Source organism: Herbaspirillum lusitanum (assembly GCF_046025995.1).
Lineage (GTDB): Bacteria > Pseudomonadota > Gammaproteobacteria > Burkholderiales > Burkholderiaceae_D > Herbaspirillum > Herbaspirillum lusitanum_A.
Genome location: NZ_JAQQFM010000006.1, coordinates 162,864 through 182,726, shown reverse-complemented (window position 1 = coordinate 182,726; position 19,863 = coordinate 162,864). Strand labels below are relative to the sequence as shown.

General features: G+C 59.4%; 14 protein-coding genes. 9 read left to right on the top strand and 5 right to left on the bottom strand.

Annotated features, from left to right (window positions below; all coding sequences use genetic code 11):
* The first annotated feature begins 16 nt into the window (after nt 1-16).
* The 5 genes from PQR62_RS14630 to PQR62_RS14610 all read left to right on the top strand — a co-directional run bounded on the left by PQR62_RS14630 (nt 17) and on the right by PQR62_RS14610 (nt 7,297).
* Complete coding sequence (locus PQR62_RS14630; protein ID WP_408158698.1) at nt 17-1,327, top strand: D-amino acid dehydrogenase; 1,311 nt, start codon at nt 17-19, stop codon at nt 1,325-1,327.
* Between the two features lie 313 nt (nt 1,328-1,640).
* On the top strand, nt 1,641-2,540 hold the full coding sequence (lpxO, locus tag PQR62_RS14625) for a lipid A hydroxylase LpxO (RefSeq protein ID WP_408158697.1): 900 nt from the start codon (nt 1,641-1,643) through the stop codon (nt 2,538-2,540).
* 489 nt (nt 2,541-3,029) lie between these two features.
* The gene (locus tag PQR62_RS14620) at nt 3,030-4,100 is read left to right on the top strand and encodes a GGDEF domain-containing protein (RefSeq protein WP_408158696.1); all 1,071 of its coding nucleotides are present in this window, start codon (nt 3,030-3,032) and stop codon (nt 4,098-4,100) included.
* A gap of 336 nt (nt 4,101-4,436) precedes the next feature.
* Nucleotides 4,437-5,510: an asparaginase gene (locus PQR62_RS14615; protein ID WP_408158695.1), complete on the top strand. Its 1,074-nt coding sequence runs from the start codon at nt 4,437-4,439 to the stop codon at nt 5,508-5,510.
* 353 nt (nt 5,511-5,863) lie between these two features.
* The gene (locus PQR62_RS14610) at nt 5,864-7,297 is read left to right on the top strand and encodes an NAD-dependent succinate-semialdehyde dehydrogenase (protein WP_408158694.1); all 1,434 of its coding nucleotides are present in this window, start codon (nt 5,864-5,866) and stop codon (nt 7,295-7,297) included.
* 419 nt (nt 7,298-7,716) lie between these two features.
* On the opposite strand, the gene PQR62_RS14605 is transcribed toward PQR62_RS14610, so the two are convergent.
* The 3 genes from PQR62_RS14605 to PQR62_RS14595 all read right to left on the bottom strand — a co-directional run bounded on the left by PQR62_RS14605 (nt 7,717) and on the right by PQR62_RS14595 (nt 12,953).
* On the bottom strand, nt 7,717-11,079 hold the full coding sequence (locus PQR62_RS14605) for an FtsK/SpoIIIE family DNA translocase (RefSeq protein WP_408158693.1): 3,363 nt from the start codon (nt 11,077-11,079) through the stop codon (nt 7,717-7,719).
* Nucleotides 11,080-11,369: 290 nt separating this feature from the next.
* Nucleotides 11,370-11,936 carry a DNA-3-methyladenine glycosylase I gene (locus PQR62_RS14600; protein ID WP_408158692.1) on the bottom strand — a complete coding sequence of 189 codons (567 nt, stop codon included), beginning with the start codon at nt 11,934-11,936 and terminating at the stop codon, nt 11,370-11,372.
* Between the two features lie 21 nt (nt 11,937-11,957).
* The gene (locus PQR62_RS14595; protein ID WP_408158691.1) at nt 11,958-12,953 is read right to left on the bottom strand and encodes a serine/threonine protein kinase; all 996 of its coding nucleotides are present in this window, start codon (nt 12,951-12,953) and stop codon (nt 11,958-11,960) included.
* Between the two features lie 179 nt (nt 12,954-13,132).
* Between PQR62_RS14595 and PQR62_RS14590 the strand changes: the two genes are divergently transcribed.
* Entirely contained in the window at nt 13,133-13,828 is a 696-nt protein-coding gene (locus PQR62_RS14590; protein WP_408158690.1) for a UPF0149 family protein, read from the top strand.
* A gap of 155 nt (nt 13,829-13,983) precedes the next feature.
* On the opposite strand, the gene orn is transcribed toward PQR62_RS14590, so the two are convergent.
* Entirely contained in the window at nt 13,984-14,580 is a 597-nt protein-coding gene (orn, locus tag PQR62_RS14585; RefSeq protein ID WP_408158689.1) for an oligoribonuclease, read from the bottom strand.
* A 229-nt stretch (nt 14,581-14,809) separates the two neighbouring features.
* Between orn and PQR62_RS14580 the strand changes: the two genes are divergently transcribed.
* From PQR62_RS14580 to rsgA, 3 genes are all read left to right on the top strand, one after another.
* Entirely contained in the window at nt 14,810-16,120 is a 1,311-nt protein-coding gene (locus tag PQR62_RS14580; protein WP_408158688.1) for a M48 family metallopeptidase, read from the top strand.
* Nucleotides 16,121-16,256: 136 nt separating this feature from the next.
* A complete protein-coding gene (locus PQR62_RS14575) occupies nt 16,257-16,610 on the top strand; it encodes a 4a-hydroxytetrahydrobiopterin dehydratase (protein WP_408158687.1) in 354 nt (117 codons plus the stop codon).
* Nucleotides 16,611-16,612: 2 nt separating this feature from the next.
* On the top strand, nt 16,613-17,548 hold the full coding sequence (gene rsgA, locus PQR62_RS14570) for a ribosome small subunit-dependent GTPase A (RefSeq protein ID WP_408158686.1): 936 nt from the start codon (nt 16,613-16,615) through the stop codon (nt 17,546-17,548).
* Nucleotides 17,549-17,629: 81 nt separating this feature from the next.
* On the opposite strand, the gene PQR62_RS14565 is transcribed toward rsgA, so the two are convergent.
* Nucleotides 17,630-19,726 (bottom strand): TonB-dependent receptor, encoded by a 2,097-nt coding sequence (locus tag PQR62_RS14565; protein ID WP_408158685.1) that lies wholly within the window; start codon nt 19,724-19,726, stop codon nt 17,630-17,632.
* Between the last annotated feature and the right edge of the window lie 137 nt (nt 19,727-19,863).

Sequence of the window (19,863 nt, the reverse complement as noted above, 5' to 3'; positions counted from 1 at the left end):
GACTAAGGAGATTCTGATGAAAGTGATCGTATTGGGGGCAGGCATCATCGGCACGGCTTCGGCGTGGTTCCTGCAGAAGGAAGGCTACGACGTCACCGTCATCGAACGGCAGCCTGGCGCAGCACAGGAAACCAGTTTCGCCAACGGTTGCCAGATCTCGGTCTCGCATGCCGAACCCTGGGCCAATCCGTCGGCGCCAATGAAGGTGCTGAAGTGGCTGGGCAAAGAAGACGCACCGCTGCTGTATCGTTTCCGTCCGGAATGGCTGCAATGGAAATGGGCAGTGCACTTCCTGCGTGAATGCACCGCCGCCCGCACCGATCAGAACATCCGCCAGATTGTGGCGCTGTGCGAATACAGCCGCCAGACCTTGCAAGCCGTGCGCGCCGAAACCGGGATTCAATACGATCACCTGACGCGCGGCATCCTGCATTTCTATACAGAGCAAAAAGAATTCGACGAATCGCTGCCCGCCGCCAAGCTGATGCGCGATCTCGGCTGTCCGCGCGACTCCATCGGCGCCGACGAAGTCATCCGCATCGAGCCGGCGCTGGCCAGCATCCGCCACAAGATCGTCGGCGGCGACTACACCGCCACCGATGAATCGGGCGACGTCTACAAACTGACCAGCGGTCTGGCGCAAAAGGCCGAACAAGGCGGCGCCAAGTTTCGCTACAGCACCACCATCACTCGTCTGATCACCGAAGGCGCCGGCGCCTCGGCACGCGTGACCGGCGTGGAAGTCATCAATCCGGACGGCCGCCATGAAGTCTTGCACGCAGACGCCTTCGTGGTCGCCATGGGCAGTTTCTCGCAACCGCTGGTCAAGCCTTTGGGCATCGATCTGCTGTTGTATCCGGGCAAGGGTTATTCGGCCACTTACAAGGTCACCAATCCGGATGCGGCACCCACCGTGTCGCTGACCGATGATGGCTACAAGCTGGTGGTGTCGCGTCTGGGCGATCGCCTGCGCGTGGCAGGCACCTGCGAACTGAACGGTTACGGCCGCGAACTGAACACCACGCGCTGTGAAGCGATCACGCGCCGTACCCGCGAACTGTTCCCGGACGGCTGCGATTACGAAAACCCGGTCTACTGGGCCGGCCTGCGCCCGCTGACGCCGTCCAACGTGCCTTACGTCGGCAAGACCAAGTTCGCCAATCTGTATCTGAATACCGGTCACGGCACGCTGGGCTGGACCATGGGCTGCGGTTCCGGCCGTGCGATTGCCGAGATCGTGGCCGGCCGTCAGCCGGAAATCGATTTCGCCTTCACCGGCCTGCCGCGCTGGGCGCAACGTCCGAACGTCGTCCAGCAGACGGCCTGATCGCCTGACAGGCTTCAAACCGGCTAGCAAAGCAAAGTCTTCACTGTGGTATTGGCAGGTCTTCCCGTTCGCGGGGGACCTGCTTTTTTATTGATTGAACGCAAACTGCGGTCCGGCGTCCTTACATTCCCTCACAAACGCTTGGTGTAGAATCCGGGGCAACGCCGGATCCGGCCACGGCCATGCCAACTATGGCCGCAGCGCCTGCGCAGGCCGCGCAGCTTGATTTACCGCGATCTGCCTCCATCTTGCAGCCATATGCATTTAACACGATCAGTCGCTGCAATACCGACATCATCATGAGGGTATCGAAATGAAATGGGTTGTTGTCGCCATTTATCTGTTTTCCATTTTATTCATCCACTTCCGCGGCCGCGTGCGGCTGCCGTTCCTGCGCCAGTTCTTTGATCACTCGTCGATCATGGCACCGATCAACCTCTTCATGTACGCCTTCTCCAAGGTGCCGTCGATTCCCTATCCTTCGCTCAAGGATTATCAGAATCTGAATCTGCTGGATGAAAACTGGCAAGTGATTCGAGGCGAAGCGCTGGCCTTGCAGAATCTGTCCAAGATCAAGGCAGCGGAAAAGAACGACGACGCCGGTTTCAACTCCTTCTTCAAGGCCGGCTGGAAGCGCTTCTATCTGAAGTGGTACAACGCCAGCCATCCTTCGGCCGAACAGTTCTGCCCCAAGACCGTGGAAATCCTGCGCCGCATTCCTTGCGTCAAGGCTGCCATGTTCGCGGAGCTGGCGCCGGGCGGCACGCTCAACCCGCACCGCGATCCCTACGCCGGTTCGCTGCGCTATCACCTGGGACTGGTCACGCCCAACAACGACAGCTGCTTTATCGAAGTCGACGGCCAGCGCTACAGCTGGCGCGACGGCGAAAGCGTGGTGTTCGACGAAACCTTCATCCACTGGGCGCAGAACGGCGCCGATACGAACCGTATCATTCTGTTCTGCGACATCGAGCGCCCGCTGCGTTATCGCTGGGCCGAAGCCATCAACCGCTGGCTGGGCCGCACCATGATGACGGCGGCCAGTTCGCCGAATGAAACCGGCGACCAGACCGGCCGCATCAACAAGCTGTTCCGCTTCGTCTGGCTGGCCGGACAATATCGCCGCAAGTTCAAGAACTGGAACCGCACTGCCTATAAGGTGACCAAGTTCGGTCTGATCATCGCCGTCGCGCTGCTGATCATTTACCTGTGAAATAAAACAGGGCCCGAGAAGAATTTCACTCGCTCGCCGCCCCTTCTTGCCTCACGATTACCTGAGCACTGCTCAGCCATTGTTCCACTCAAAATTGCCGGCCATGCGCCGGCATTTTTTTTCCAAACCGACCGGTACAAAATCTGCGTCAGGGCGGGCGCCAATTTTCCCCATGGGCATTCATTTCAAAGGTGTTTTTTTGTGCAGCGCTGCACAAATTTCTATAGCCGCAATCGTTCAAGCAAAGTGTCAAATCCCGGGGCGGAATTGCAGCTGCGAATAAAAAGCGGAAATAATTTCCACCTGGAAATTAAAGTCAAATTTTCGTACTGAATTTGCACAAAGTCCTTAACGCCCCTTGCGGCGAACGTGTAAAATCAATGCGCTTCCAGCTCAGTTTCATGGCGTGATTCTTGCATTAGTCCTCAGTACATTGCGTGAATGGTGGAGCATCAATTAGAGACCAACCAGACATAGAACAATGGGCTCATGCGGGAAATCGACGACCAGATGAAGAAACCACTTCTGAAACACTTGGTAGAGATCACTGCCCATCGGGAGCACTCCCGTCTGGCTGTGTCGGTTCTGTCCGCGTTGTATCAGCTGACCAATGTGCAGCGTATTCGCATGCTTGAACTGTTCAGCATGCGCGAGGAATACTACGTGCAGGAAAAGATGGTGATCACGGAAGGCGAGATCCACACCATCGATGAACATACCGCCGACGATCCCAAAGAACTGCTGAGCGCCTATCCTCCGATTCAGGAATGCATACGCTCGCACCTCAACGAATTCCTGGAAATTTCGCCCGAGGGCGTGCACATTCTGTGGCTGCCGGTCTGGCTGCACGGCAAGGTCAATTCCTGTGTTGAAATCCGCAGCGAACGCGCCTTCGACCAGCAGATGCTGGACGTCATCAGCGGCATTTTCCACGTTTTCTGCAATTACCAAAGCCTGCTCGATTACAGCGAGCGTGATGCGCTCACCGGCCTCTTCAATCGCAAGACCTTCGACGAGCAATTCACCAAGTATGCGTTCGCCATTGCGCCGCATGAATCGCATTCGCTGGACAAGGATGAGCGCCGCACCGAAGCCATCGACGAAGAGGTCAAAGGACACTGGCTGGCAGTGGTCGACATCGATCACTTCAAGCAGGTCAACGATCGTTATGGCCACCTGTACGGCGATGAAGTGCTGATTCTGATGGCCAATATCCTGCGCGCGTCTTTCCGCAGCCATGACCGCATCTTCCGTTTCGGCGGCGAGGAATTCGTGATCCTGCTGCGTGCGACCACACTCAGCGATGCCCGCAAGATCTTCGACCGCTTCCGCCAGAACGTGCAGGAATACGATTTCCCGCAGGTCGGCAACGTCACGGTCAGCCTCGGCTTCGTCGGTATCTCGCGCGAGACGCCGGTGGTGATTCTGGGGCACGCCGACCAGGCGCTCTACCACGCCAAAAATACCGGCCGCAACCGCATCTGCTTCTATGAAGAGCTGGTGGATTCGGGCGTCCTCAATTCGGGTATCACCACCAACGATACTGTCGAGTTCTTCTGAACGCGTAGCCTTTACCACCGCGTCACACTGAAACGAGGCCGTCGATTTCGACGGTTTTTTTTCGTCTGCAGGATGGGTGATGAGTGATCTTCAAGGAACGAAAAACACGGACTCACTCGCGTCTCCAGACTCATGCAATTGCAGCATAGTTAGCCCATTTTTATGTTTTAAAAGCATGAGACATCGCATCTGCCCTTCCGTATGATCGCTGCGTCCGAGAGTGCAAAAAGCACCCGGCCAGCCGCTTCGATCGCTTTATTCAACACGACAAGATCAGGGCGACGAAGCGGTTCATTCAGTCGCTTTTCTGTCCATAGTTCATCCAGGAGACCTTAGATGAAGCAGTACTTAAAACTCAAACAAATCAGTAGCGTGCTGTTGTTGTCGGCCGCCGTTTCCCTGTCCGCGCAAGCGCAGGACAAGAAGGCCAATGTGGTAGTGATCGGCACCGGCGGCACGATTGCCGGCGCCGGCGCCTCCAGCGTGAATACCGCAGCCTACCAGTCGGCGGTGGTGCCGGTGGACAAGATCATCGCGGCCGTGCCCGAGATCTCCAAGATCGCCAATGTGCGCGGCGAACAGATCTTCCAGATCGGCAGTGAAAGCTTCAACGACGAGCGCCTGCTGAAACTGGGCAAGCGCGTCTCCGAGCTGCTCAAGCAGAGTGACGTCGACGGCATCGTGATCACCCACGGCACCGACACCATCGAAGAGACCGCCTACTTTCTCAACCTGACCCTGAAGAGCGACAAGCCAGTCGTAGTCGTCGGCTCCATGCGTCCGGGTACGGCGCTGGGCGCGGACGGTGCGCTGAACCTGTATGACGCGGTGCTGGTTGCCTCCAGCAAGGACGCTGCAGGCAAGGGCACGCTGGTGGTGATGAACGACGAAATCCATTCAGGCCGCGACGTCACCAAGACCAACTCCTTCAAGGTAGAAACCTTCCGCTCGCCATACGGCCCGCTGGGCTATGTGGTGGAAGGCAAGCTGATGTTCTACCGCCTGCCGGCACGCCCGCACACCACCCAGACCGAGTTCGACATCGATCAGATCAACAGCCTGCCGCGCGTGGACATCGCCTACAACTACGGCAACGTCAGCCGCGCTGCATATGACGCCTTCGTCACTGCCGGCGCCAAGGCCATCATCCATGACGGCACCGGCAACGGCAGCGTCGCCGAACAGATCGTGCCGGTGCTGCAGGAAGTGCGCAGCAAGGGCCTGCAAGTGGTGCGCGCAACACGCACCGGCTCGGGCGTGGTGATCCGCAACGGCGAACAGAACGACGACAAGTTCGACTGGGTCGTGACCGACGATCAGAATCCGCAAAAGGCGCGCATCCTGACCGCGCTGGCGCTGACCAAGACCAACGACAGCAAGGAACTGCAGAAGATTCTGTGGAAGTATTGATGTCTTTTGCCCTGCCGCAGACATCTTGCGGCGGGCAACCGGCTCCTTGAGCATCGATGCCGTTCAGCCAGCGCTGAGCGGCATTTTTTATTGCGCTCGCCTGTTGCGTCGCTCCAGGACGTTTTTGACGTTTGCTCCGCGCCTTGCAGAGATCGGACGTCATACGCGATGTTGCGATGCATGGTATAAATATGGGGTGGCATCCGCCCGTCATGCACCGTCAAGGACGTCACGCAGCCAGCAAGTTTTTCCGCATAGCCGCCACGTCATCATAAAAACATGTTCACCCGCTCCGCACTTTGTATCTGCCGGATGCGGCTTCCCTTCCAACCCAGTCAAGCGAGGTAATTCTTATGTACAAGGACGTTCAACTATTCATCGATGGCCGCTGGACCCAGAGCGTTTCGGATCGCACCATCCAGGTAATCAATCCTGCCACGGAAGAGGTGATCGGCAAGATCGCCCACGCCAACAAGGAAGATATGGACGCGGCGCTGGCCGCAGCACAAAAGGGTTTCGAAGTATGGCGCAACATCTCCGCCTTCGAACGCTCGAAGATCATGCGCAAGGCAGCCAATCTGCTGCGTGAGCGCGCCGATGAAATCGCGCAACTGATGACTCTGGAACAAGGCAAGCCGCTGGCCGAAGCCAAGATGGAAACCCTGGGATCCGCCGACACCATCGACTGGTTCGCCGAAGAAGCCCGCCGCACCTACGGCCGTCTGGTGCCGTCGCGCGTGCCCGGTGCGTATCAGATGGTGATCAAGGAGCCAGTCGGCCCGGTCGCAGCCTTTACGCCATGGAATTTCCCGATCAATCAGGTGGTGCGCAAGATGTCCGCCGCGCTGGCGGCCGGCTGTTCCATCATCGTCAAGGCGCCGGAAGAAACTCCGGCTTCCCCGGCTGAACTGGTGCGCGCTTATGCCGATGCAGGTGTCCCGGCCGGCGTGATCAATCTGCTGTACGGTGTGCCGTCGGAAATCTCCGAATACCTGATCCCGCATCCGACCATCAAGAAGATTTCCTTCACCGGCTCGACCCCGATCGGCAAGCAACTGGCAGCACTGGCCGGCCAGCACATGAAGCGCGCCACCATGGAACTGGGCGGTCACGCTCCGGCCATCATTTTCGACGATGCCGACATCGACGCGGCAGTCAAGAACCTGGCCGGCGCCAAGTTCCGCAACGCCGGCCAGGTCTGCGTGGCGCCGACCCGCTTCCTGGTGCAAAAGAACGTGTTCAACGCCTTCGTCGAGAAGTTCGTCGCCTTCGCCGAACAACTGAAGGTCGGCAACGGCATGGAAAGCGGCACCACCATGGGCCCGGTGGCCAACAAGCGCCGTATCCCGGCACTGGAGGCGCTGATCGACGATGCCGTCTCGCAAGGCGCGCAACTGCGCACCGGCGGCAAGCGCATCGGCGACAAGGGCTACTTCTTCCAGCCAACCGTGCTGACCAACGTCCCGCTGACGGCCCGCGCGATGAACGAAGAACCGTTCGGCCCGCTGGCGCTGATCAACTCCTTCGACACGCTGGAAGAAGCCATCACCGAAGCCAACCGCCTGCCGTTCGGCCTTGCCGCCTACGCCTTCGCCAAATCGGCCCAGGTCAAGCACGCGCTGGCATCACGCGTGGAAAGCGGCATGATCACCATGAACCACATGGGCCTGGCCATTCCTGAAGTCCCGTTCGGCGGCATCAAGGACAGCGGCTACGGCTCGGAAGGCGGCACCGAAGCGATCGAAGCCTACGTCAACACCAAGTTCGTCTCGCAACTGGATGTGTAATCGTCAGACCTGACTGAAGCAGCGCAGGACTGGCTACTTCATGAATAAAAACGGCGAACCGGAAATCGGTTCGCCGTTTTTGTTTTGGGGCGCGATCTGAAGCGGGTGACAAAAGAACCCGAGGCCGAAGGCGAGGCGGCTAAAAGAATTCCCCGTGGGGACGCAGCCGGTGATGTGGTGCAGAAAATGGATCAGAAGTGAAACTTGTCTGAGCGCAGCGAGTTTGTTTCACTTCCCATTTTTTGCGCCACAGCACCGGGAATCCGCAGCCCCTGGGGTCGCCTTCTTTTGCTGACTTTTCTTGGCGAAGCAAGAAAAGTGAGTAGCTGCCGGGCTACCCCCGGCGCTCCCCTCAGCCCGAAGAAAAAGCGGAATCGATCAGCGCAAGCAAGGCGTCAAGAGCAAACTACGCCCAAACCTCACTCCTCAGCAGAAGGCGGCACCAGAATATCCCGGCTCCCATTGCGCGACATGGCCGACAACACCCCCGCCGTCTCCATCTGCTCCACCAGCCGAGCCGCCCGGTTATAGCCGATACGGAACTGCCGCTGCACCGAAGAAATCGACGCCCTCCGGCTGCGCAGCACAAACGCCACCGCCTCATCGTAAAGCGGATCGGATTCGGCATCCGGCACCTCGTTGCCGAACATATCCGCCTGCACCTCCTCGGCTTGCGGCGGCGCCAGAATCGCCTCTTCATACTGCGGTTCGCCAAAGGACTTCAGATATTCCACAACCCTATGCACTTCTTCATCGGATACAAAGGCGCCATGGACACGCTGCGGATAACCCGAGCCCGGCGGCAGGAACAACATGTCGCCGTGCCCCAGCAAAGACTCTGCGCCCATCTGGTCGAGCACCGTGCGCGAATCGATCTTGGAGGACACCTGGAACGCCACACGCGTCGGAATATTGGCCTTGATCAGACCGGTAATCACATCCACCGAAGGACGCTGCGTTGCCAGGATCAGATGAATGCCGGCGGCGCGCGCCTTTTGCGCCAGACGCGCAATCAACTCTTCCACCTTCTTGCCGACCACCATCATCAGGTCGGCCAGCTCGTCGATCACGATCACAATGGCCGGCAGTTTTTCCAGCGGCTCGGGTGCGTCCGGCGTCAGGCTGAACGGGTTGCCGATCTTTTCGCCGCGCGCGTGGGCTTCGTCCAGTTTCTGATTGAATCCGGCCAGATTACGCACGCCCAGTTTGGACATTTTCTTGTAGCGGCGCTCCATCTCTTCCACCGCCCAGTTGAGCGCATGCGCGGCTTCGCGCATGTCGGTCACCACCGGCGCCAGTAGATGCGGGATGCCTTCATAGATCGACAATTCCAGCATCTTGGGATCAATCATGATCATGCGCACTTCGTCCGGCGTGGCCTTGTACAGCAGCGAAAGAATCATGGCGTTGATCGCCACCGACTTGCCGGAGCCGGTAGTGCCGGCCACCAGCATGTGCGGCGCACGCGCCAGATCGGTCACCACCGGCACGCCGGTGATGTCCTTGCCCATCGCCAGCGTCAGCAGCGAAGACGATTTGCGATAAGCCTCGGACTGCACGATCTCGGCCAGCCTGATCATCTGCCGTTTGGCGTTCGGCAACTCCAGTCCCATGCAGGTCTTGCCGGGAATGGTCTCGACCACCCGGATCGAAGTCAGGCCCAGCGCGCGTGACAGATCCTTCATCAGATTGACGATCTGCGCACCGCGCACACCCTGCGCCGGCTCGACTTCAAAGCGCGTAATCACAGGGCCTGCATCGGCGCCAAGCACCGTGACGGGCACCTTGAATTCCTTCAGGCGCTGTTCGATCAGACGACCGGTTTCATTGAGCTGTTCAGCATCGATTTCCACTTTGGTTTCATGCGCCTGATCCAGTAAGTCCAGGGCCGGCAAGGGAATTTCGGGACGCGGCTCGGCTGGCTCGATGTCCTCGGGCGGCACGCTCTGCACTTCAGGCGCCGGAGTGGTGACCTGGCGGACGAAGAAAGAATTGCCGGGTGCCGCCGCTTCAGCAGGTAAAACCACGGGCGCGGATGCGGCGGGTGCAATAAGGTCTTCCGGCTCGTCATCCCAGAACAGCGTCGGCGTCTCAGGGATGCCCGCTGCGATCTTTACTGGTGTCGGCACAGGTGCTGCAGGTACAACAGGTATGACAGGCGCCGCTATCTGTGATGCAGCGGCATGCTGCGTGAACACCGGTATTTGAATTTCCTTTACGGTCACTGCCGGCGCCGGCAGTTCGGGCTCGGGCGCGACTTCCTGCACCGGCGGCAACGCGACGCTCAATGTCGGCTGCGCCGGGTCCTGGCTCGGCGGCGCATCTGGTGACGTCGTCGCAATCAAATCCGCCTGCGCAACCTGAGGAGCGGGAAGAAGCGCCTCATCTTGCAGCATGCTCATCTGCGCTGTCCCGGGCTCTGTCGCGGCGTGCTCGGCGGTCGGTGTCATTATCGGCGGAATAGCTTCTTCAGCAGCAGGCAGTGCCGGTGTCTCGATGGCGGGCGCAGATTCCACAATCTGCGGCTGCACCAAGGGAAGCGCGGCTGGAATGTGCGGAACGACTTCGACAGCCGTCGCAGGAGGTGTCGCCGGAGATACCGCAGGCGCATGCACAAGCGGGGCCGCCGCAGCCTGCTCGCGCTCCGCCGCTTCCTGCAGCGAACGCATCAGGCGCGTAGGCACCACTTCAGCGGGTTCACTCGGCAGGCGTTTCGCTTCGCCGGCTTTGGCCGCGCGGCCCACGCTGCTGATACGAATGCTGCGCGTGGAGCCGATGGCATGCGGCACCGCCGGGTTGCCGCTGGCCGATGCGGATGGCTGAGCAGCAAAACCCGGCGGCGTGATGGATGTTGCCGATGCAGAAGAAGACAAGCCCGCCGCAGTGCCAGCAGCTGCGCCGCTTGCTGCGCCGCCGCGCGCCAGCATGGCTTCAGTCGGACGCAGCGCTTCGAAAGCAGCCCACTCGGATTCGGGACGTGCCGTTTTGTCGGCGCCGGTCTTGCTCAGGCTGGGCGGTAATGGCCGCGCAGGGGCTCGCATGTCACGCCCCTTGGGCGCCTGCTTGCCGCCATTAAGAGAATTCAGCGGCAAGGGCCAGACATCGCTGCGGCCACCGCCCTCGCGCATGCGCTCGACCGGACTTGGAAAGCGCTCGGAACGTTCAGCGGCATTCGCCTGGCCCGGTGCTGCGCCCGGCTGCCGTGTATTCAAAGCACGTGGCGGCGCAGTGGATATCGTGGAGGTGGCCGATGTCGTTGATGCCGTCGCAGGGCGCGGCGGGATTGGCCTCGCCTGCACCGGCGTAGCGCCCGCGGCAGCATTCTTGAGGCGTATGCTTTCAATACTGCCGCGCCGTACGAGGTCGCCGGTCGAAGAGGGATTCAAGGACTGCGCAGCAATGCGTTCGTCGGTGGCCACAGCGCCACGTTCTCCGCGTCCCAGCAATACGCCCAGCATCCATTTCAGACCGAGCGCGGCCAGTGCGAACAACACGATCACCGAAATCGCCTTGCCCATCATGCCCGCCATGCTTTGCGCCAGCGCTGCACCGAGCACGTCGGCAGCAGGAGCCGTATCCGCGCTGTCGTCGGTATCGCTTTGCGCACGCACCATGGATTCGATGGCGCAGCTCGATGCCAATACCATCAAGGTGCCGAGCCAGAGACGGATGGAGCCGCGTCCGCCGAGTATGGATTTGCGAGTCAGCGCTGCCAGCGCCGACCTCAACAGCAGCGGCACTATCCACAGTACCGACCAGCCAAACCATTTGATGAAGATCATGCTATTCCCGAAAACTTGAAACGGCGCTGCCCGGCCTACCCGGCATGCTGCTCTCTGCGGTCCAATGCGGCGCAGAAAGATGAGACGGCAGCGCCGACTTGATTACTTGTTCAAACTAATGAGCCGTCTTCGCGTTTCTCAATTGCTGACGCCGTGCCGGCGTAACAAGGAGCTTGATGTCGCGGACTCAATACAGCGGACTCAATACAGCGAGGCCTGCATTTCTGCAAGGCAAGGATTCTAACCGATCAGGCCAGCCACCCCGCCGCCCTTGGCCCCGCCCCGCAAACTCAGTGCTCCTTGCGGTGACAATGGCAGCCGGTGACGTGATCGTTGACCATGCCTATGCCCTGCATGTAGGCATACATGATGGTGGAGCCGACAAACTTGAAACCGCGCTTGAGCATGTCCTTTGCCAGTTGATTCGACAAGGGTGTCTTGGCGGGACATTCACCAAGGTCGGTCCACTTGTTGTGGATCGGCTCGCCATCCACATAAGCCCAGAGGAAAGGATCGAGGCCGCCGACTTCATCACGCAGACGCAGATAGCTCTGCGCGTTGGTGATGGTGGCCTCCACCTTGAGGCGATTGCGGATGATGCCAGGATTGGACAGCAATTCCGCCACCTTGCGCGTATCGTAGCCGGCGATTTTTTCGACATTCCACTGATCGAAAGCGGCGCGATAGGTCTCGCGCTTGTTGAGCACCGTTTCCCAGCTCAGCCCGGCTTGCGCGCCTTCCAGATTGAGCATTTCGAACAGGCGGGTTTCGTCGTGGCAAGGCACGCCCCATTCTTTATCGTGATACTCGACATACAGCGGATTATTCAGATTGACCCAGGCACAGCGTGTCGTCATGTTTCCCTCATTCATTTTTTATCAGACGGGCCATAAAGGCGCTTCGTCCATCAGCGCGATCTGCTCGCGCAACTCCAGAATCCGGTCTTGCCAATAGCGCTGCGTGTTGAACCACGGGAAGGCCGCCGGAAAAGCCGGATCGGCCCAGCGCCGCGCCAGCCATGCCGCGTAGTGAATCAGGCGCAGCGTGCGCAGGGCTTCGATCAGATACAGCTCGCGCGCATCGAAATCGCAAAAGCTTTCGTAGCCGGCCAGCAAATCGGCCAACTGGCGTTGCATGTCATTGCGCTCGCCGGACAACAGCATCCACAGATCCTGAATCGCCGGTCCGCTGCGGCTGTCGTCGAAGTCGACGAAATGCGGGCCGGCATCGGTCCACAACACATTGCCGACATGGCAATCGCCATGCAGGCGCAGATTGCGCACGGCGCCGGCGCGGTCGTAGCTGCGCCGCACGCCGTCGAGCGCCTGCGCGACCGTGGTTTTATAGGAAGCCAGCAGATCCATGGGAATGAAATCATGCGCCAGCAGATAGTCGCGCGGCTCTTCGCCGAAGGTGAAAATGTCCAGCGCCGGACGCTTGACGTAAGGCTGCTGCATGCCGACCGCATGAATGCGGCCGATGAAGCGCCCCATCCACTCCAGCGTGTCGGGGTTATCGAGTTCAGGCGCGCGGCCGCCGTGGCGCGCGAAGGCGGCAAAGCGGAATCCCTGAAATTCCTGCAGAGTGAGTCCCTGCTCCAGTTGCATGGCCGGCACCACCGGAATTTCTTGCGCCACCAGTTGTGCGACGAAAGCGTGCTCTTCCAGAATCGCCTCATCGCTCCAGCGCAGCGGCCGGTAGAACTTGGCGACCAGCGGCGGCCCCTCTTCCATGCCGACCTGGTAGACCCGGTTTTCATAGCTGTTGAGCGCCAGCAGGCGGCCATCGCCACGCAGGCCGACGCTATCCAGCGCGTCCAGCACCATGTCGGGCGACAACGATGCAAAAGAAGTTACGGGCTCGGTATTTGTCATGCGCGTATTGTACGTGCTGCGGGTGCAGCATCGTTATGCCATCCTTGCGATAAAGCCTGGCCGGCGGCGCGCATCGCAGCCAGCGTAAAGAAAAGCTGACGAAACAACAATGCTCGCCTCCACCGTCGAATGCAATTACACTGCGGGTTTTACGCAGCCCCCATTGAAACGGAATCACCATGCACCTCGATCAGCCCCTGTCCGATGAAGAGTTCGACGAACTCGACGATTTCCTTTTGTCCGATCGCTGCGCCGACGATGTGATGACTATGGATACCCTGCACGGTTATCTGACGGCGCTGACGATCGGTCCGCAGGAAGTCCTGATGGCCGAATGGCTGCCGCGCGTCTGGGGCAGCCAGCCGGAAGACACGCCCAAGTTCAAGTCGGGCAAGGAAGCCGAGCGCATCACCAGCCTGATTGCGCGCTCCCTGAACGAAATCGCGATCACCTTCGAGGTGGCGCCCAAGGAATACGAACCGCTGTTCTGCGAACGTGAACATGAAGGCAAGCCGCTGCTGGATGCGGAAGCCTGGGCCTGGGGTTTCTGGGAAGGCATACAACTGCGCCAGGCCGAATGGGAAGAGATTTTCCACTCCGACCTCGGCCCGCTGCTGCGCCCTATCTATCTGCTCGGTTCGGATGAGCTGGAAGAAGAAGAAACCAAGCTCATCGATACCCCGATCAAGACCCACAAGCTGGCGGTGGAAATCGAATCGGCGATTCCGCATATCTTTCGCTACTGGCAGCCCAAGCGCAAATCGGCGGTGGAAACCGTCAAGCGCGCGGCGCCCAAGGTCGGCCGCAACGATCCCTGCCCGTGCGGCAGCGGCAAGAAGTACAAGAGCTGCTGCGGACGCGAAGGCGAGGATTGAGTCTGGTTCATATCCGGAGGCATCCCGCTTGGCGGGGAGACAAGCTGTAAGGATCTGCTTGCTGCCGTGACAAAAAAACAGCGTGAGGGAAGCAAATCCCCCACGCTGTTTTTCATTTGCAGCAAGCCGCGCGGCGCGGCATGAAACCAGGCGACCTATTCCTTGATGAAATGCTGGCGGTAGTATTTCAGCTCATCAATGGATTCGATGATGTCGGCCAGAGCGGTGTGCATCTGGTGCTTCTTGAAACCGCTGGCGATTTCAGGCTTCCAGCGCTTGCACAGCTCCTTCAGGGTCGACACGTCCAGATTGCGGTAGTGGAAGAAAGCTTCCAGCTTCGGCATGCCGCGCGCCATGAAGCGGCGATCCTGGCAGATCGAATTGCCGCACATCGGCGACTTGCCGGCCGGCACATATTTCTTCAGGAATTCGACCAGCACGGCTTCTGCCTCTGCTTCGGTCACGGTCGACGCCTTGACCCGTTCGATCAGGCCGGAACGGCCGTGGGTGCCCTTGTTCCAGGCATCCATGCCGTCCAGCACTTCGTCGGCCTGGTGAATCGCCAGCACCGGACCTTCGCCGATGATGTTGAGTTCGGAATCGGTCACCACCACGGCGACTTCGATGATGCGGTCGTTGTCCGGATCGAGGCCGGTCATTTCCATGTCCAGCCAGACCAGATTGAATTCATTGGTGCGCGCCGGAACGCTTGGGGTAGGTGCTGCGGCGTGGGCGCCGGTGGCTTGTGACATAATTCTTCCTTATTGATGAAATGGGTTTTGTCCCCCATTTACTGATGACTGGTTTTCTGTGCAGGGATTCGATGCGGATCCGGCGTGGAACCAAATCCTGATCCGGTTGGGAGATACCCTCCGGCAACTTTAAACATTCCGGTGATCAAGCCGCTGCAAAGCCCGGCTTCGCGCACTCAGCCTTACGGCACCGGACATCGATCAGGCGCCATTTTCTCACAGGGAAAGCATGTCTTCACTTACGTTTTCAGTTTTGTTCGTCGGTTTCCTGGCCTTAAGCGTGCTGGTGCGCTTCTGGCTGGCATCGCGCCATATCCGCCATGTGCTGCAACATCGCAGCGCAGTACCGCCGGAATTCGCTGAAAAAATTCCGCTGGCGGCGCATCAGAAAGCCGCCGATTACACCGTGGCGCGCACCAAGTTCAGTCTGATCACGCTGGTGGTCAACTGCGCCGTGCTGATCGGCTTTACGCTGCTGGGCGGCCTGCAATGGTTGTCCGGGACGATCCTGCAATGGACCGGCGGCCCCGACATGTGGTATCAGATCGGCCTGATCGTGGCCTTCGCCATGATCTCCGGCCTGATCGATCTGCCTTTCGACTATTACCGCCAGTTCCGCCTCGAAAGCTATTTCGGCTTCAACAAGATGACGCGCAAGCTGTTCTTCAGCGATGCCATCAAGCAGAGTCTGGTGGGCGCGGTCATCGGTCTGCCGCTGCTGTGGGTAATCCTGATGCTGATGGAAAAATCCGGCGCCTTCTGGTGGTTCTACGCCTGGCTGGTGTTCAGCGGTTTTCAATTGCTGATGCTGGTGCTGTATCCGAGCGTGATCGCCCCGCTGTTCAACAAGTTCACCGCGCTGGAAGACGATAGCCTGCGCAGCCGCATCGAAAATCTGATGAAGCGCGTCGGCTTTGCCTCCAAGGGCCTGTTCGTGATGGACGGCTCCAAGCGCAGCGCGCACGGCAATGCTTATTTTTCCGGCTTTGGCTCGGGCAAGCGCATCGTGTTTTTCGACACCTTGCTGGCGCGTCTGGCGCCGCATGAAATCGAAGCGGTGCTGGCGCATGAGCTCGGCCACTTCAAGCTCAAGCACATCGTCAAGCGCGTGAGCGTGATGTTTGCCGTCTCGCTGGGCTTTCTGGCGCTGCTAGGCTATCTCAAAGGGCAGGTCTGGTTTTACACCGGCCTCGGCGTCAATCCGCTGCTGTTCGGCAGCAACAATGCGATGGCGCTGATCCTGTTCATGCTGGCGCTGCCGATCTTCACCTTCCTGCTCGGCCCGCTGTCTTCACTGACTTCGCGCAAGCATGAGTTCGAAGCCGATGCCTTTGCCGCGCAGCACACCAACGCCCAGGATCTGGTCTCGGCGCTGGTCAAGCTGTATGAAGACAACGCCTCTACGCTGACCCCCGATCCGCTGCATTCGGCCTTTTACGATTCGCATCCGCCGGCCACGCTGCGCATCGGTCGCCTGACGGCGGCGTACGGAAATACGGGCAATGTCGGCAATGTGGCCGCTGCGGGCAGCGCGCACTGAATCGGCTCACCTTATTTGCACCTTTATTTGCTCCTTATTCATCACACAGAAAGAAGCTGAACCCGGCGCCGGCATCGGAGTCCACCCAGAACCCTGTTCGCGACGGGCTTCCGATAACTGAACCGAGGAGATCAACATGACATCATCCGCAACCGAACTGGCGACCCGCCACTGCACCAACCAGACCGAAGCGCTGGGCGACGCCGATATCAAGCACTATCTGGCAACTGTCGAGGGCTGGAAAATCGACGGCGGCAAGATCGCCAAGAGCTACGACTTCAAGAACTACTATGAAACCCTGGCCTTCGTGAATGCCGTCGCCTACATCTTCCACGCCGAAGATCACCACCCCGATCTGGCCGTGAGTTACAACCGCTGCGGCGTGCGTTTCGATACGCACAGCGTCAACGGCGGCAAGGGTGGGCTGTCGATCAACGACTTCATCTGCGCGGCCAAGGTCGACGCCGTATTCGCGCAGCGATCGGCCTGAGCATGGGCGGCCGCAAGTCTCAAGAAAAAAATAGCAAGGACGCCTCAGCGGCACTGGAATCCGGCACAGTGATTGCCGCGCACGGCCGCCATTATCTGGTGCAGGCCGGCGAACAGAAACTGCAATGCGTCACACGCGGCAAGAAGAGCGATGTCGCCGTCGGCGACCTGATCCGTTTCAAGCGCACCTCGCCGAATCAGGGCGTGGTGGAAACCATCGATGAGCGCAAGACGCTGCTGTATCGCTCGGACCAATACAAGTCCAAGCTGCTGGCCGCCAATGTCACGCAACTGTTCATCGTGGTCGCCACCGAACCGGGCTTCACCGACGATCTGGTGTCGCGCGCGCTGGTGGCCGCCGAATCGGCCGGCGTCAGCGCCCACCTGATCCTGAACAAGACCGACATCGTCGAAGCCTTGCCGAAGACGCGCGAGCGCCTGCAGGTTTACGCCCGCCTCGGCTATCCGATTCATGAAGTATCGGCGCGTGCCGAGCCCGAGCAAACGCGTGCCGCCTTCATGCCCTTGCTGGAAGGACAGAACACTATCCTGATCGGCCAGTCCGGCATGGGCAAATCGTCGCTGATCAATCTGATCATTCCCGACGCCGACATCGCCGTACGCGAAATCTCGGCCGCGCTGGACACCGGCAAGCACACCACCACCTTCACCCGTCTGTACCAGATGGATGAAAACACCGCCATCATCGACTCGCCGGGCTTCCAGGAATTCGGCCTCTACCAGCTCAGCGAAGGCATGCTGGAACGCGCCTTCCGCGAGTTTGCGCCTTACCTCGGCCACTGCAAGTTCTACAACTGCCACCACCTGACCGAGCCTTCCTGTGCCGTGCTGGAAGCCGTGAAAAGCGGCGAGATCGCGACCATGCGGCATCAGTTGTATGCGCAGTTGCTGCATGAGTCTTCGCAGAAGTTGTATTGATATTCTTTCGATGCAACGTCAGCATCAGACAATATAAAAAGCCATCCTCAAGGATGGCTTTTTTTGCGCTCAATCAGCTCATCAGAATTTGTAAGCTGCAGTCAGCGTCAGCGCCCTCGGTGAACCGGGCATGATCTGCGCGGCGCCGGTAGAACTCACGTAGTAACTCCGATTGGCGAGATTGGTGGCTGCCAGGGTGATTTCAGTCTGACGGGTGCGATAGCCGATCTTCCCATCCCAGCGCGTATAAGAAGGCAGCTCCAGCAGATTGTCGCGATCGGCGTAGCGCGAGCCTTCATACACCAGACCGGTTTCGGCAAAGAAGCCATGCGCGGGTGCGTAGGAAATGAACACACTGCCGTTGGTGGACGACACGCCGCTTGAGCGCTTGCCGGTGAATTGACGCTCTGCCTCAAGCACCCTGGCGTTCTGACGGCTCACGCCGCTGCGAATGAACCAGTCGCGCGCCAGCTCGCCATTGACGCTCAGTTCCACACCGCGATTACGCTCCAGCCCGGTCAGATAAAAAATGCCGGGACGTACCGGATCGGCCACTGCGCGGTTATACAAATCAAGCTGAAACCAGGAAAGCGTTGTACTGATTCTGCGATGCATCCAATCGCTCTTGAGCCCGACCTCATATTGCCGGCTGTACTGCGGGCCGACATCATTGACGTTGCCTTGTGCATTGGGCGTGATACCGATGGTGTCACCGCCGACCGGGGCGAAATTCTTGCTATACGAAGCGTAGAGACTATGGTCGGCGACAGGCGACCAGACTGTACCGATGCGCGGGCTCAACACCGATGATGAACGCCGGGAACGCAGATTGCGCAGCTGATTGGTGGAGTCAACCTCAAAGCGCTCCCAGCGCAAACCTGCCAGGACTTTCCACTGCCCGCCAAGATCGATCTGATCCTGCGCGTAGAGCGCATAGCCGCTGGCCCGATGGTAGTTCATCATGAACGGCGTCAATGCCGAGCTGCGATTGGCGTAATTGTCCGGCCGGGTGATGGACACCGGCGGCGCAGTTGCCGACCACAAGCGCGGCTCGCGCTTCTGCCAGCTGTATTCCGTGCCGAGCAGCACTTGATGAGCGATCGGCCCTGTGCTCAGCTTGCCGCTCAACTCCAGATTGGTCTGCACATTACGCTGCTGTAAATCCTGCACATAGCGGGCGCGTTGCACGCGGTTGTAGTCGCGCGGTGTGGTGACGAAACTTTGCGTGACATAGGTGTTGTCGAAATTACTGTTCAGATCGAGCATGCTCAGCATATGACGCAATTGCCAGTCAGGATTGATCCTGTGGGTCAAGGTCGAGCGCAGATTGAGATTGGTGTCGCGAATGAAATCACGCCCTGCCGCACCGAAGAATTTTTCTTGCGAAGCCGGTGGCAGGGTGTAACTGACCGGCTGCCCGCTGCGATTCACCGCGCTCACTCTGGCCGGCATGCCGCGATCCGGAATACGCTCGAATTCATTGTATTCAGCCTGCAGCAGCCAGGTGTTCTGAGCGTCTTCCCACTTCAGCGAAGGCGCGAAATACTGACGTGTGCTGTCGACCTGTTGACGGAAGCTGTCTGCGCGCTCACGCCCCGCGTTGATACGCATGCTCCATTGATCGGACAAGGGTCGGTTGATATCGACAGCCGCCCCGATAACGCCGTAGCTGCCCCAGGTTCCCGAGATGCTGCTATGCGCATCGGGCGTCGGCTGCTTGCTGATGCGATTGATCACTCCGCCGCCGCTGCCTCGCCCATACAAAACGGCTGCCGGCCCTTTGAGCACCTCTATGCGCTCGATATTGCCGAGGCTGCGCACGTATTGCGCGTCGTCCCGCATGCCGTCCAGCAAGAGATCGCCGGCGCTGGAAAAACCGCGGATCCTGAACGAGTCGAAGCGCGTGTCGGATACATTCGAAATTCCTGGCGTGCCGGACAAGGCGCTGGCCAGATCGCGCCCGCCGTAGGAAGCGACTTGCTCCACGCTGATGCTATTGACGGTCTGCGGCACCTCGCGCGGATCGGTGTCGGTACGGGTTGCCGTACTTCCTTTCGGAGCACGCGGATCATAATGACTGCGCTCGCTGCGTACTTCGATCGATGGCAGGTCGCGGGTTTCGGCAGTGTCTGCTGCGCTGGCCGTGGCGCTGGAAAAGCCTGCGAAAACCGAGAGCATGGCCAATGACAATGTCTTCAGGCGCAATGGCCTGCGTGGAGGTGTAAGCATGATGGAAACGGACTCGCCCCTGTATTGTTGATTGAGAAAAGAGGCGCCATTCTAGGTTTACAAATGACAATAATTCTCATCCAAAA

Coding starts and splice junctions, on each gene's coding strand:
- PQR62_RS14575 (WP_408158687.1), top strand. CDS start 16,257: ATGACATCATCCGCAACCGAACTGGCGACCCGCCACTGCACCAACCAG.
- PQR62_RS14615 (WP_408158695.1), top strand. CDS start 4,437: ATGAAGCAGTACTTAAAACTCAAACAAATCAGTAGCGTGCTGTTGTTG.
- PQR62_RS14565 (WP_408158685.1), bottom strand. CDS start 19,726: ATGCTCTCGGTTTTCGCAGGCTTTTCCAGCGCCACGGCCAGCGCAGCA.
- PQR62_RS14620 (WP_408158696.1), top strand. CDS start 3,030: ATGCGGGAAATCGACGACCAGATGAAGAAACCACTTCTGAAACACTTG.
- PQR62_RS14630 (WP_408158698.1), top strand. CDS start 17: ATGAAAGTGATCGTATTGGGGGCAGGCATCATCGGCACGGCTTCGGCG.
- rsgA (WP_408158686.1), top strand. CDS start 16,613: ATGGGCGGCCGCAAGTCTCAAGAAAAAAATAGCAAGGACGCCTCAGCG.
- lpxO (WP_408158697.1), top strand. CDS start 1,641: ATGAAATGGGTTGTTGTCGCCATTTATCTGTTTTCCATTTTATTCATC.
- PQR62_RS14610 (WP_408158694.1), top strand. CDS start 5,864: ATGTACAAGGACGTTCAACTATTCATCGATGGCCGCTGGACCCAGAGC.
- PQR62_RS14590 (WP_408158690.1), top strand. CDS start 13,133: ATGCACCTCGATCAGCCCCTGTCCGATGAAGAGTTCGACGAACTCGAC.
- PQR62_RS14595 (WP_408158691.1), bottom strand. CDS start 12,953: ATGACAAATACCGAGCCCGTAACTTCTTTTGCATCGTTGTCGCCCGAC.
- PQR62_RS14600 (WP_408158692.1), bottom strand. CDS start 11,936: ATGACGACACGCTGTGCCTGGGTCAATCTGAATAATCCGCTGTATGTC.
- orn (WP_408158689.1), bottom strand. CDS start 14,580: ATGTCACAAGCCACCGGCGCCCACGCCGCAGCACCTACCCCAAGCGTT.
- PQR62_RS14580 (WP_408158688.1), top strand. CDS start 14,810: ATGTCTTCACTTACGTTTTCAGTTTTGTTCGTCGGTTTCCTGGCCTTA.
- PQR62_RS14605 (WP_408158693.1), bottom strand. CDS start 11,079: ATGATCTTCATCAAATGGTTTGGCTGGTCGGTACTGTGGATAGTGCCG.